Source organism: Clostridium sp. MD294 (assembly GCF_000364165.2).
GTDB lineage: Bacteria > Bacillota > Clostridia > Lachnospirales > Anaerotignaceae > Coprocola.
In genome coordinates this window covers 1005858-1020260 of record NZ_CP097810.1, presented here as the reverse complement: position 1 = coordinate 1020260, position 14403 = coordinate 1005858, and the positions used below count along the sequence as shown (strand labels likewise).

Here is a 14403-nt window from a genome sequence, read left to right as displayed (position 1 = left end):
ATAGAATAAATATTAAAAATTTCTGTTTTTCAGGTATGTATAAACAATATTTGTAACTATTAAACAATATATTATATTTGATGAAGCAGGTGTATACATGAAAAAATTAAAATCAATACTCGCCATGCTTCTTTGTTTCTTACTGTTTGCAGTAACAGGCTGCTCTAAACAAATTGATAGCGAAAATATTATTGCAACAGTAGATGGCAAGGCGATTTCTAAATCAGAATATATGTTATATTTATACGAAGCAACAAAAGATTTTAATGAAATTGGTGGTAATGATATATGGGAAACCGATTTTGATGGACAATCTGCTGAAAATGTAGTAAAAGAAAGAGCATTCACTACAATGCTTCATGTAAAAGTAACAGCAGAAAAAGCAGGCAAATATAAAGTTTCTCTTTCTGAACAAGACAAATCTGCAGCAAAACAAGAAGGAGATACAGAACTTGCTTCTATGACAGAACAACAAAAAAATATTATTTCGATTTCTCAACAAGATATTTACCGCATTATGGAAGATACTTCACTTTATCGAAAAGTAGTAGAAGCTGTTACAAAAGATTATCAACTTTCTGAAGCAGATTTTAATGCTTATTTTGAACAAAATAAAGAAGCTCAAAGAACAGCTTATACACAATATACTATAAATACAATATTGCTACCAGACCAACAAACAGCTCAAGAAGTATCGCAACGTTTAAATCAAGGAGAAGATTTTCAAACAGTATCTCAAATATATGAAACAAATTCTACTCAAAAGGAAAAGGAATTTGCTGGAACTATTGAAGTATATAAAAACAAATTAGATACTATTCTTAATATGGATTTCTATTTTGAGCAGGGACAAATTACAGATCCTATTTCTACAGAAGAAGGATATTATATTATTCGTATTGAACAAAAATCTGTTCCTGATGATGCCCAATTAAAAGAAATGATAAAAGCAGAATATACAGCATCTATGAAACAGCAAGTATTTACAGACGAGCTTAATCAATGGCTTTCTGATGCTGAAGTTGAAAGAAATGATAGTGTATGGAACAGCATTGAAATGATACCATAAAAAAGAGGTGATAGCTATGAGGCTGTGCATTGTATTTACTGAAATAGTTAATCTATAGCTATTTCAGTAAAGGAGCGTATTTATAATGAGATTAAGTGGTACAATATTTTCTAATATACTTCAAAAAGACACAGGTATTACCATTATTACACCAAATGATTTATCACAACAAAAAAAATATAAAATAGCTTATGTACTTCATGGGCTTTGCGGAAATAACAAAACTTGGTTAGATTATTCTATGTTATCTGTTTATGCTATGCAAGGAAATACTATTTTTATACTGCCTGATGCAGAAAGAAGTTTTTATTGTAATATGAAATATGGTTTTGATTATTTTAATTACATCACAGAGGAATTGCCTCTAATTTGTAAAAATCTTTTTTCTATATCTTCTCTTAGAGAAGATACCATTATACTAGGTGGTTCTATGGGTGGTTATGGTGCTTTATTATGTGCCTTATCCAAACCAGAGCAATATGGCATTTGTGGAGCTTTCTCTTCCTGCTGTTTATTACTAAAACAAGGACTTTATGATATGAAACAATATAACATCAAATACCAGCAGCAATTTGGAAAGCAACTTATAAATGACTTTACTGCAATATTTGGAGAAGCACTAGAGTGGAAAGCAGAATTTGACTTAATAGAATTAGTTAAAAAAGCAAAACTTTTTCCTCAAATTTATTTAACTTGTGGCACAAACGATTTCTTTTATAAAGACCATTTACAATTTTGTGAGCAATTAAAAAGTAGAAATGTGTCATATCACTTTGAGCAATGGAATGCTCAGCATGATTTTATTTATTTTGATGAAGCTATCAAAAAGATGATTTCAAAATATTTTTTATAAAGCTATATTGCAAAAGCCTTCAATGTTATTTTGAAGGCTTTTTTTATGATATTATGATGATATACAAATTTATTTGTAAACATTTTTTATTTTAAACAAAATGATAACAAAGTTACACAAGGGAGGATATTTTTATATGAAGCAAAAAAATCTATTTATATTATTTATCATTTCTATTTTTGTATCATTATACACTACCATAAATATTTTTGCATATCCTATTGAAGTTTATAATTTATTACCACTATTGCAACAAACAATAGAACAAAATACGCATACTATGACATTACAATTTACAGAACCATCAAAACTAGGAGATAAATATTCTTGGCTTATTACATCTGAAGCAGGTCAGTTAGCCCCTAGCCTTTGCTTATTCACTTCACAGCCACCAAATTCAAAAATATATGGAGAAGATACTGAAATTATTCTTGTACAAAATGCTATAGATTTAAATAAAATTTGTGAAACATTTCATTTAAACTATCAAACTTATAATAATCCTTTAACAGTTACTGAACCTATTACAGTAAATTACTATTACCAAAGCAATGTAAAAAATGCTTATCCTGTAATACTTTTTCCTTATCATACTATATTATTAGAACAAAGTCCTATCAAAAAAGCACTAGATATGATAAAAATATATATAGAAACACAAAAATAAATACGATACATAAAATTAGCCTATCAAAATAACATTTGACAGGCTAACTTTTTTTACTTTATTATCTATCCTCAAATCCATTTGGGTGGTTTTTATGCCACTCCCATGCAGAAGCAATTATTTTTTCTAATGTATTATATTTTGGTTGCCAATTCAATTCTTTTATTATTTTTTCAGAAGATGCTATCAATACAGAAGGGTCCCCTGCTCTTCTTGGCTCTATTTTTTCTGGAATTTCTTTTCCTGTTACTTTCCTTGTCATTTCCACTACTTCTTTTACAGAAAACCCTTTTCCATTTCCTAAATTATAGGTACGGCTTTTATTTTCTTGCATTGTTTTTTCCAATGAAAGAATATGTGCATCTGCCAAATCTGTTACGTGTATATAATCTCTAATACAAGTACCATCTTCTGTTGGATAGTCATCTCCAAACACACCTATAAATTCTCTTTTTCCCAATGCTACCTGCAATATAATAGGAATTAAATGACTTTCAGGAAAATGGTCTTCTCCTATTGTTCCACTTTTATGAGCACCTGCTGCATTAAAATAACGCAATACAGAATATTTAATACCATACGCTTCATCAAACCAACGAAGTATTTTTTCTACACAAAGTTTAGACTCGCCATATGGATTTGTTGGCAATGTTCTATCACTTTCTAATATAGGAATATTTTCAGGTTCTCCATAAGTTGCCGCTGTAGAAGAAAATACAATATATTTTACATTGTGTTCTCTCATTTTCTTTAATAAACTAAGTGTACCTCCAATATTATTTTCAAAATATTTTGCTGGCTCTGTTACACTCTCTCCTACAAGAGAATAAGCAGCAAAGTCAATTACAGCATCTATACTATGTTGTGTAAATACGCCTTCCAAAAAATCACTATCTGAAATATTTCCTATGCAAAGTGCTGCTCTTTCATCTACTGCTTTTTTATGTCCTGTTTCTAAACTATCTACTACTACAACTTCATAATTTTTATCCAGTAATTCCTTTACTGTATGACTACCAATATAACCTGCACCACCACAAACTAAAATTTTCATGTTACATTCCTCCTCTTTATTGTTTTGTAATTAATTTTATTACTTCATTTACTCCATCTGAAAGATGGCTATTTTCCATATTTTTAATAAATTTTTGTCTGTTTTCATATAACGAACGTACTGCTTTTTCCAGAGAAATATATGTCATATCTTCTTCTTGTAGTACCATAGAAAACCCTTGTTTTTCAAAAGATTGTGCATTTAATATTTGGTCACCTCTACTTGCTTTTGCAGAAAGTGGTATTAAAAGATTTGGCTTTTTTAATGCCAAAAATTCTGATATAGAATTGCTACCTGCCCTAGAAATAATAACATCTGCTGCTGCAATTACATGAGGCAATTCTTCAGACAAATATTCAAATTGTTTATAACCTTTTTTATTTTCTAATTTTTTATCAATATTTCCTTTTCCACAAATATGCACTAATTGAAAGTCTTTTAAAAGTGTTGGTAATGCTCCTCTCAACTGTACATTGATTTTTACAGAACCAAGACTTCCTCCCATCATCATAATAACAGGTTTTTGCTCTGTAAAGCCACACAATTCTAACCCTTTTTGTTTTTCTCCTTCAAAAAGTTCTTTTCGTATAGGTGTTCCTGTATTTACACCTTTTTGCTTTGGAATATACTGTAATGTTTCTGGAAATGTAGTACAAACCTTTTTTGCAAAAGGCATTGCAATACGATTTGCTAATCCTGGTGTCATATCTGACTCATGTACTATAACAGGTACTTTATTAAATTTTGCTCCTAATACTACTGGTACAGCAACAAAACCTCCCTTAGAAAAAATAATATCTGGTTTTATTTTTTTTATTAATGTTGTTGCTTCTTTAATACCAGAAATTACACGAAATATATCTGTAATATTTTTAAAAGACAAATATCTTCTTAATTTTCCTGTTGGTATACCATAATAAGTAATATTTACTTTTTCAATCAGTTTTTTTTCCATTCCTTGCTCAGAACCAATATATATTATTTCATATCCTTGTGCTTTTAGTGCAGGAATTAACGCCAAATTTGGTGTTACATGACCTGCTGTTCCCCCACCTGTCAATACTATTTTTTTCACCTATAGCTCACTCCTATTACACTATTGTTATATGATACTATATTATTTTTACACATATTCTTTTTTTATTATATCAAAAAAAATATAGAATATCCATACAAATTTGATATTTATTACATAAAAAATTCCATACAAAAATCACTTTTTTTTATCATTTTTTATTTTTTGCTGCATATCATAGCATTAAAAACATATTGTAAAGGAGTAGTCTATCTATGTATCCATATCGTTCTAACACAAATATTTATCAAAAAAATACTTCTATCAATACAAGAGAAGCATCTCTTTCTGTTACAAAGCAGGATTTAAAACAAGATAAACGTCTTTTAGAATTATTAGAAATTGCACAGCAAGAAACAATAGAGTCATTATCTGCTTTTGAAGCACTTATTAAAAATGAAGCATTGCAACCAGATATTGAAACATTACGCAATGCTTATTTAGATGAAATAAAACACCTAAAACTGTTACAAGAAATTTTATATAACATTACTGGAAAGCCTTCTTCTATGCAACAACCAACACAATCTACTGCTACTGAAACAACTCATCAAAATGTTTCTTCAGAAATTGAAAAAACATTACATCAAGAAATGGAACAAACAGATTTTTTTAGAGAATTACTTATTGCCATACCTGAAACAGATTTAAGAGATATTCTTTTTGAAATTATAACAGACAAACAAGACCATTGTATCCGTCTATGTTTTCTTTTTTCAAAATATAAATAGTAAAAATTACTTTTCCATGTTATACTTAAAATAAAAAGTATTTGGAAAAGGAGCGTTTCTTATGAGTGATTGTATATTTTGTAATATTGTATCTGGAGCTTTTGGCTCTGCCACACTGTACGAAAATGATGAATTTAAAGTAATACTTGACCGCTTTCCTGCAAATGAGGGACATGTGTTAATTCTTTTAAAGCAACACATTGCTACTATTTTTGAATTAGACCCAGAAGTAGGAGGACGTTTATTTTCATTAGCTATTAAAATCGCTCAAGTGATGAAAAAAACATTAAATTTAGAATATATGAATGTCATGCAAAATAATGGTTCTATCGCTGGTCAAACAGTACATCATTTCCATATGCACTTAATTCCTCGTTATGAAAACGATGGTATTCAAATTGCTTATAAACCTCTTGATTTAACAGACGAACAAATTGAAGCTATGCGTCAAAAAATTTCTTCTGGTATACAATAATAAAAAGCTCCTCTTTATTTTTAAGAGGAGCTTTTTATTATACTTGAATGTTTTTTACAAAAAATGTAATATAAACTTTATACAATAATACTAAAAAATTAAAGCATTTTTTCTTAAAATAGTGTAAAATAGAATTCAGAAAGAAATGTTATTTTAAAATTTTTGAAAAAATAACACATTCTTTTTTCATTATATTATCACAAAGGAGTTTTTATTATGAAGAAAAAATTATTAACTTGTATATTATGTACATTTGTTTTTACTTGTTCCCCTTTTATTACATATCATAACAGCACTGGAAAAGTTTTTGCAGTAAATTCTGCATTTTCTTCTATTCTTTTAGAAACAACTTCTATAAAAGAAGTAACAGGTCCTACTAATCTTGCTGTTTTTCGTATTAAAGACAAAAGTGGTGCAGCAATACCAAAGGATACTATTTATTCTTTAAAATTGGACAATGGCTTTATATTCCAAAATAAACCAGAAATATTATCTTCTGGTAAATACAGAGATAAAGTCTTTTTTGAAATTGATTATCAAAATCCTTCTATTGCTTACATTACAATACAGAAAAAAACAGATGCTAGTGATGGTGTAATAGAATTTCAAAATTTAGATATTACTCCTACAAGAAATTCAGAAATCAACAAAGATATTACATTATATTTAAGTGGAAATAACACATACGATACCATCAAAGTAGGTACATATAAAGAAGCTCCTGCTACTCAAAGAACACCTATTACTATTAAAACATTAGAAAACAGTAAAAAGCCTTACGCAACAGGCACATCTGCTGCTAACAGAAAATTACAAATACTCATTGATGGCGAAGAATATGGTACTGTTACAGCAGGAGAAGATGGTTTATGGAATTACACATTCCCTTATAAATATTCTCCTTTAGAGACAGGAACACACACTTTTACTATAGGTTATTATCAAGGAACAACTACATTAATTGGTTCTGTTTCAAAAGAATTTGAAATTGCACCAGAAGTAGCTAAAACAACAAAAACAGTTATTTTTACTGTGGGAGAAAAAACATATACTTATGATGGAAGAACAGGGTATTTAGAAGCTGCTCCCTTTATAGACAACAATGGTAATGTACTATTACCTTTGAGAGCAGTTGCAGGTACACTAAATATTGATGCACAAAATATTATATGGAATACAGAGTCACAAACAATTACTATAAAACAATCAGCAAAAACTATTTGTTACACTATAGGTTCTAATATTATGACAATTAATGGTGTTGCTTCTGAAATGAATACTGCACCTATTGTACAAAATGGTGTCACATTTTTACCTTTGCGTTCTTTATTAAATTCTCTTGGTATTACAGATAATAATATACAATGGGATAACAATACACAAATTATTTCTTATGAAGTATAATAAAATGTCAAAATAATATAGTAAACTGTTTATTTTTAATGAAGGAGGTTTTTTTAAAATGAAAAAAGCACTACAATATTTTAAAGATGATTTAAACACTATTCAAAACGCAGGTACTGCAAAAGAGGAACGTATTATTACAACACCTCAAAAATCACGCATTGATACTACAACAAAAAAACAAGTTGTAAATATGTGTGCAAACAATTATTTAGGTCTTTCTGATAACAGTGCATTAATTGATGCTGCAAAAGAAAGCTACAATAAATGGGGATTTGGTTTAAGTTCTGTTCGATTTATATGTGGTACACAACAAATTCATAAAATATTAGAAAATCGTATCAGCAATTTTTTAGGTATGGAGGATACCATATTATACTCTTCTTGTTTTGATGCAAACGGAGGTTTATTTGAAGCATTGCTCAATGAACAAGATGTTATTATTTCTGATGAACTAAACCATGCAAGTATTATTGATGGTGTTCGTCTTTGTAAAGCAAAAAAAATGCGTTACAAAAATAACGATATGGAAGATTTAAAAAATTGTTTAGAGCAATCAAAAAATGCTCGTATTCGTTTAATCGCTACAGATGGTGTTTTTTCTATGGACGGTTTTATTGCAAACTTAAAAGGTATTTGCGACTTAGCTGAACAATATGATGCTTTGGTTATGGTAGATGACAGTCATGCAGTTGGTTTTATGGGAGAGCATGGCAAAGGAACACCAGAATATTGTGACGTTATGGGCAGAGTAGATATTTTAACAGGTACTTTTGGTAAAGCATTAGGTGGTGCTTCAGGTGGTTACACTAGTGCCAAAAAAGAAATTGTTGACTTGCTTCGTCAGCGTTCTCGTCCTTATCTTTTTTCAAACACAGTAGCTCCTGCTATTTGTGCTGCTACTATCAAAACAATTGATTTATTAGAACAGTCTACTGCATTACGTGATAAAGTACATGAAAATACCACTTATTTTCGTCAAAAAATGAGTAGCTTAGGATTTGATATTCCTGAAGGTTCTCACCCTATTGTACCTGTTATGCTTTATGATGCAAAAATAGCAAAAGAATTTGCAACACGTATGTTAGAATTAGGCGTTTATGTTATTGGTTTTTCTTATCCTGTTGTACCAATGGGAAAGGCAAGAGTACGTACACAAATTTCCGCTGGACATACCAAACAAGATTTAGATTTTGCAGTAGAATGTTTTGCAAAAGTAAAAAAAGAAATGGGATTGTAATGTTTTTTCTCTATAATAATATCATACAAAAGAATGTAAAATTATAGTATAATTACTTTTTTACATTGGTACAAGGGGGACTGTTATGAGTAGGCCTCTAAAATGGCTATTAGCAGTTATAGGTATTTTTTTATCATCCTTTTCACTTTACACCATTTATATAAGTGGAAAACCTGCATTTGACTCCTATAATATAGTTGGTTGGGTAGGTTTTGCTATAGGATTTTTTATTTTAATGTTACTTTTATATTACTTAAATGTTAAAGTGGGTATTACTTATACATTAATATTGCTTTTACTTCTATTTCTTATGATAGGCCTAGAAAAATTAAAACATAATAATGAAAAAACAGCAAAAGAAATTTCTGGTGAAATGCAACAATTAGATGAAAATGGCAACATTATAATTACTCACCCTTATGATAATTTGATTAGTTTAGAATGGGGTACTCACAACAATGTAGATTTAGATTTAATGCTAATTGACAAAACAAACAATATTTTTGTCAATTTTGGTACTCCAAAATATGCTACAGATGAAAATAATAGTATTTGGTTAGATTATGACTATCAAAGACAAAAATCTGTCGCTATGAAAGAAATTATTTCTATACTTGGTATGAAAGACAAAATGTTTTCTATTATAGTAATGAATTATAACGGTGAAAAATTAAATCAAGATGCTGTTGTTACTATTATATTGTCGGACAGAAATACTACAACATATACATTACCTGCAAAGCAATTTAATGATGCTACAAATTCTATTCATGTTTGTGATATTGCTATGCAAACAAATACTATAACAAAAGTTATGAAAGATTTTCATAATAATATAACACAACGTTAATCAATTATATACCATCAATAAATCCTCTACCTAAAAAGGTGGAGGATACTTATTAATATTTTAACTGATTTATGTAAAATGGAGATAACTATGTGGAAATATGATAATGATAAAATAATAGACATTCTAATATCTAAAACAACAAAGTTTACTAATTATTTACAGTTCAAAAAATAAAATTAAGAATAAAGGGGGAATTTTATATGAAAATTGACCATATTGCAATTTATACCAAAAAGTTAGACAGACTAAAATCATTTTATGAATATTATTTTGGTGGTATTTCAAACACAAAATATACAAATAAAACAACTGGTTTAGAAACCTATTTTATTTCATTTCAAGACGGCACTCGTTTAGAAATTATGACACGTCCAGTATTAGACAATAACAGTAATGAATTGTTTCACACAGGTTATATTCATGTTGCTTTTTCTGTTGGTTCTATTGAAAATGTAAATATGCTAACGCAAAAACTAGAAGAAGATGGCTACCCTATTATCAGTTATCCTCGCACAACAGGCGATGGCTATTATGAAAGCTGTGTACTCGACCCTGATGGTAATCAAATAGAAATTACAGCATAAATAAAAAGAGGTGATTTTATGACATTTACTACTATTGATATGCAACACTGGGAAAGAAAAGAACATTATCAATATTATATTAATTTAGTAAAAGCAAAATATACCATTACAAAAGAAATAGATGTTACAAAACTTGTTTCTGAAATAAAACAAAAACAATTCAAATTTTATCCTTCTTTTTTATATGCCATTATACACAATATCAATCAAAATAAAGAATTTCGTATGGGTTATAACGAGCAAGGACAATTAGGTTATTGGGATATTTGTCACCCATCTTACACCATTTTTCACAATGACGACAAAACATTTTCTGATATTTGGTCAGAATACAATACTTCTTTTACAACTTTTTACAACAATGTAATACAAGATATGCAACAATATAAACACAAAAAAGGTATTAAAACAAAGCCTAGAACTGGGCAAAATTACTGCCCTATTTCTTGTGTGCCTTGGTTATCTTTTACAAATATCAGTTATGACACATTCACAGAAAATAAAATGCTTTTACCAATTATTTGTTTTGGAAAATATCACAGCCATCACAACAAAATTACTTTACCTTTTTCTATATTTGTAAATCATGCTGTTGCAGATGGCTATCATACCTGTAAACTAATACAAGACATACAACACTTTGTAAATGATTTAGATTGGCTTTCTCATTAAAAATATACTCTATTTTTATATTATATAGTTTTTTATACTACTTCTTGTAATATTTATAATTGAAAATAGCTATTATATTTGTTATGATAAAGCAAATACTAACATTATTCATATTTATATCAATAGAATTTTAAGGAGGAGTTTTTAATGTCTTTATTTCAAATTTTTAGTGATGGTGCTGCGGATATACCAAACCACATTGCAAAGCAATATGATATTTGTGTCATTCCTTTTTATATTTCATTAGACCAAAAAATTTATCAAAAGGAATTGGTAGAACTCTCCCTTAGTATATTCTATCAAAAAATGATAGAACAAAATGTATTTCCCAAAACATCTTTACCCCCTATACAGGACTATATAGAGGCCTTTACTCCCGCATTAGAGTCTGGTAAAGACATTATTTGTTTTACTATTACAGATACTTTAAGTGGTTCTTTTCAATCTGCTATGACAGCAAAACAAATGTTAGAAGAAAGCTACCCTCAAAGAAAAATATATATTGAAAATTCTTGGGCTGCTACAGGTTCTCAATATCTTATTGTCAGAGAAGCAGCACGTATGCAGCAAGCTGGATATGATATTGATGCAGTACATGATTATATACAAAAAGCAAAAGCAGACAGTCGTATTTTCTTTTTAGTAGGAACATTAACACATTTAGAAAAAGGTGGAAGAATTGGAAAAGTTGCTGCTCTTTCTGGTAGTATATTAAATATAAAACCTCTTATTGTATTGGCTAATGGCGAAATCAATAAAGCAGGTATTGCTCGCAGTCGTAAAAAAGCAATGATAAAACTATCAGAATTAACAAAAGAATATATACAAAAAAACCATTTTTCTGTTTCAGATTTTACTTTTACAATAGGTACTACAAACACACCAGAAGAAGCAATTTCTTTTTCAGAAATATTAAAATCAGATTTACCTGACATGGAATTTATAGAGCCTTTTCAAATCGGTGCAACTATTGCTACACACACTGGTCCTATGACAATAGGTATTTGTATGAACAAAAAATTTGAAGCTTATTTATCACAATAAGGAGGGAAAGCTTATGCAAAAATATATAATATTTGATTTAGATGGTACATTGATTAATTCTATGCCTCTTTGGAAAAATATTGGTAAAGATTATTTAAATAGATATGGCTTTTTACCCCCTGCCGATTTAGATGACAGAGTAAAAAAGCAAACTTTATTTGAAACAGCTGGCTATTTTAAAGAATTATTTGATATTCCTAAAACAATTAATGAAATGGTATCAGAAATTATTGCTATGGTGGCACAACAATATGCTAACACTGTACCACTAAAACCTTTTGCAAAGCAATATTTACAAAAGCAAAAACAATGTGGTACAAAAATGTGTGTGTTAACAGCATCTGAACCAGATTATATTTTAGCAGCAATGAAACGACTTGATATATTACAATATTTTGATTTTATTGCTACTTGTACAGAAATGGGTTTAACAAAAAAAACAGCTAAGCCATTTGAACAAGCAATGAAACGTTTAGGAGGAAACAAACAAAATACTATAGTATTTGAAGATGCCCTCTATGCTATACGTTCTGCTAAAGAAGGTGGTTTTTATGTCATTGCTGTTGCAGAAGATACTCGTCCTAATGATACAGAAGAAATACAAAATTTGGCTGACAAATACATATGCTCTTATAAAGATTTATTATTGTAAATCAACAGTATTTTATATATAAATAAGCAGTTACTTTTATCTATATTGTAACTGCTTATTTATTATAGTATTTCCTTTTTCATTTTTCTTAATTTTATTGCTTTTACTGCATAACTATGATAAAGTTTTACATTATGAAGTATAACAAATAGGAGGAAATAAATATGTGTGGTATTTGTGGTTTTACAGGTACATTAGCAAATGCAGATGACGTTTTAGATAATATGATGAACAAAATAATACATCGTGGGCCTGACAGTGGAGGAAAACATATTGATAATAAAGTAGCATTAGGATTTCGCCGTTTAAGCATTATAGATTTAGATAACGGTTCTCAACCTATGTACAACGAAACAGATGATATTATTGTAACATTTAATGGTGAAATTTATAATTATCAATCATTGAGAGAAGATTTAATTGCAAAAGGTCATATATTTAAAAATGACTCTGATACAGAAGTATTAGTTCATGCCTATGAGCAATACGGGGAAGATATGCTCAATAAATTAAGAGGTATGTTTGCTTTTGTTATATGGGACAGCAAAAAAGAATTATTGTTTGGTGCAAGAGATTTTTTTGGTATCAAGCCTTTTTATTATACTATTATTGATGGTAATATTATATACGGTTCTGAAATCAAAAGTATATTAGAATATCCTCTTTTTAAAAAAGAAGTGAACACAGAAGCATTAGAAAATTATTTAACATTTCAGTATTCTGTATTACCAGAAACGTTTTTTAAAGGCGTTTATAAATTAATGCCTTCTCATTGTTTTACATTTCAAAATGGTACTATGAACATTAAAAGATATTGGGAACCAACATTTGAAGCAGACAACAGCAAAACATTAGAACAATTTGTAAATGAAATTGATACTGTTATGCAGGACTCTATCAAAAAACACAAAATTAGTGATGTAGAAGTAGGTTCTTTTCTTTCCAGTGGTGTAGACTCCAGTTACGTCGCTGCCTCTTTTCATGGTGACAAAACATTTACTGTAGGATTTGATTATGCAAAATATAATGAAATTGACTATGCAAAATCTTTATCCAAAAAAATTAACATTGATAATTACAGTAAATTGATTACAACAGAAGAATATTGGAATACTATTCCAAAAGTACAATACCATATGGACGAGCCTCTAGCTGACCCTTCTGCTATTGCATTATATTTTGTAAGCCAAACCGCTTCAAAATATGTCAAAGTTGCTCTTTCTGGAGAAGGTGCTGATGAATTTTTTGGTGGGTACAATATTTATAGAGAACCTCACGATTTACTTCCTATTACACGCCTTCCAAAACCTGTCAGAAAATTATTGGGAGCTATAGCAAAATCAATCCCTTTTAAAATAAAAGGAAAAAATTATATTATTAGAGGTAGCAAAGACTTACAGCAGCGTTTTATAGGAAATGCTTTTATGTTTAACGAACAAGAAAGAGAAAAATTATTAAAACATTCTACAGGACATTATCATCATACAGAAATTACAAAACCTCTTTATGATAAAGTAAAGCACTTAGACGATGTTACTAAAATGCAATATATTGACATCAATCTCTGGTTAATAGGTGACATTTTATTAAAAGCGGATAAAATGAGCTGTGCTCACTCTCTTGAAGTCAGAGTTCCATTTTTAGACAAAGAAGTATTCAAAGTAGCAAGAACATTGCCTACAAAATTTAAAGTAAACAAAGAAAATACAAAATATGCTATGCGTTGTGCCTCTCACCGTTATTTACCTAATATGGTAGCAGAAAAGAAAAAATTAGGTTTCCCTGTACCTATTCGTGTTTGGCTAAAAGAAGACAAGTATTACAATATTGTGAAAGAAGCTTTTACAAGCAAAACAGCACAGACTTATTTTAAAACAAATGAAATTGTAAAATTCTTAGAAGAACATAAAGCAGGCAAAGCAGACAACAGCCGTAAAATATGGACAATCTATATGTTTTTAGTATGGCACAAACAATTTTTTGAAACAGCGGCTTAATTGTATATCAAAAAGCAGTATAGATATAAATAT

At 29.1% G+C, this 14403-nt stretch carries 15 protein-coding genes; 13 read left to right on the top strand and 2 right to left on the bottom strand.

The features are described from left to right. Nucleotides 1–97: 97 nt before the first annotated feature. The 3 genes from C820_RS05015 to C820_RS05005 all read left to right on the top strand — a co-directional run bounded on the left by C820_RS05015 (nt 98) and on the right by C820_RS05005 (nt 2589). Nucleotides 98–1069, top strand: coding sequence for a SurA N-terminal domain-containing protein (locus C820_RS05015; protein WP_004037596.1), 972 nt, complete (start codon nt 98–100; stop codon nt 1067–1069). 85 nt (nt 1070–1154) lie between these two features. Next, on the top strand, nt 1155–1922 hold the full coding sequence (locus C820_RS05010; RefSeq protein WP_004037598.1) for an alpha/beta hydrolase: 768 nt from the start codon (nt 1155–1157) through the stop codon (nt 1920–1922). 136 nt (nt 1923–2058) lie between these two features. Continuing rightward, nucleotides 2059–2589: a hypothetical protein gene (locus tag C820_RS05005; RefSeq protein WP_004037599.1), complete on the top strand. Its 531-nt coding sequence runs from the start codon at nt 2059–2061 to the stop codon at nt 2587–2589. 61 nt (nt 2590–2650) lie between these two features. Here C820_RS05005 and galE read toward each other — a convergent pair whose 3' ends face one another. Together galE and murG are read right to left on the bottom strand one after the other, a co-directional pair. After that, the gene (gene galE / locus C820_RS05000) at nt 2651–3643 is read right to left on the bottom strand and encodes a UDP-glucose 4-epimerase GalE (RefSeq protein ID WP_004037601.1); all 993 of its coding nucleotides are present in this window, start codon (nt 3641–3643) and stop codon (nt 2651–2653) included. A gap of 16 nt (nt 3644–3659) precedes the next feature. After that, entirely contained in the window at nt 3660–4718 is a 1059-nt protein-coding gene (gene murG / locus C820_RS04995) for an undecaprenyldiphospho-muramoylpentapeptide beta-N-acetylglucosaminyltransferase (RefSeq protein WP_004037603.1), read from the bottom strand. A 215-nt stretch (nt 4719–4933) separates the two neighbouring features. Here murG and C820_RS04990 point away from each other — a divergent pair, with 215 nt between their 5' ends. The 10 genes from C820_RS04990 to asnB all read left to right on the top strand — a co-directional run bounded on the left by C820_RS04990 (nt 4934) and on the right by asnB (nt 14370). Continuing rightward, entirely contained in the window at nt 4934–5449 is a 516-nt protein-coding gene (locus C820_RS04990; protein WP_004037605.1) for a ferritin-like domain-containing protein, read from the top strand. A gap of 61 nt (nt 5450–5510) precedes the next feature. After that, nucleotides 5511–5924 (top strand): HIT family protein, encoded by a 414-nt coding sequence (locus C820_RS04985; RefSeq protein ID WP_004037607.1) that lies wholly within the window; start codon nt 5511–5513, stop codon nt 5922–5924. Nucleotides 5925–6140: 216 nt separating this feature from the next. Further along, nucleotides 6141–7328 carry a stalk domain-containing protein gene (locus tag C820_RS04980; RefSeq protein ID WP_004037610.1) on the top strand — a complete coding sequence of 396 codons (1188 nt, stop codon included), beginning with the start codon at nt 6141–6143 and terminating at the stop codon, nt 7326–7328. 58 nt (nt 7329–7386) lie between these two features. Further along, nucleotides 7387–8568, top strand: a complete 1182-nt coding sequence (locus C820_RS04975; RefSeq protein ID WP_004037612.1) for a glycine C-acetyltransferase — start codon at nt 7387–7389, stop codon at nt 8566–8568. 85 nt (nt 8569–8653) lie between these two features. Further along, nucleotides 8654–9418, top strand: a complete 765-nt coding sequence (locus tag C820_RS04970; protein WP_004037614.1) for a hypothetical protein — start codon at nt 8654–8656, stop codon at nt 9416–9418. 203 nt (nt 9419–9621) lie between these two features. Beyond that, on the top strand, nt 9622–10005 hold the full coding sequence (locus tag C820_RS04965; RefSeq protein ID WP_004037616.1) for a VOC family protein: 384 nt from the start codon (nt 9622–9624) through the stop codon (nt 10003–10005). 18 nt (nt 10006–10023) lie between these two features. Then, the gene (locus C820_RS04960) at nt 10024–10677 is read left to right on the top strand and encodes a chloramphenicol acetyltransferase (RefSeq protein ID WP_004037618.1); all 654 of its coding nucleotides are present in this window, start codon (nt 10024–10026) and stop codon (nt 10675–10677) included. Nucleotides 10678–10824: 147 nt separating this feature from the next. Continuing rightward, complete coding sequence (locus C820_RS04955; RefSeq protein WP_004037620.1) at nt 10825–11721, top strand: DegV family protein; 897 nt, start codon at nt 10825–10827, stop codon at nt 11719–11721. Between the two features lie 13 nt (nt 11722–11734). After that, on the top strand, nt 11735–12373 hold the full coding sequence (locus tag C820_RS04950; protein ID WP_004037622.1) for an HAD family hydrolase: 639 nt from the start codon (nt 11735–11737) through the stop codon (nt 12371–12373). 164 nt (nt 12374–12537) lie between these two features. Further along, nucleotides 12538–14370 (top strand): asparagine synthase (glutamine-hydrolyzing), encoded by a 1833-nt coding sequence (gene asnB / locus C820_RS04945; protein ID WP_004037624.1) that lies wholly within the window; start codon nt 12538–12540, stop codon nt 14368–14370. Nucleotides 14371–14403: the final 33 nt, after the last annotated feature.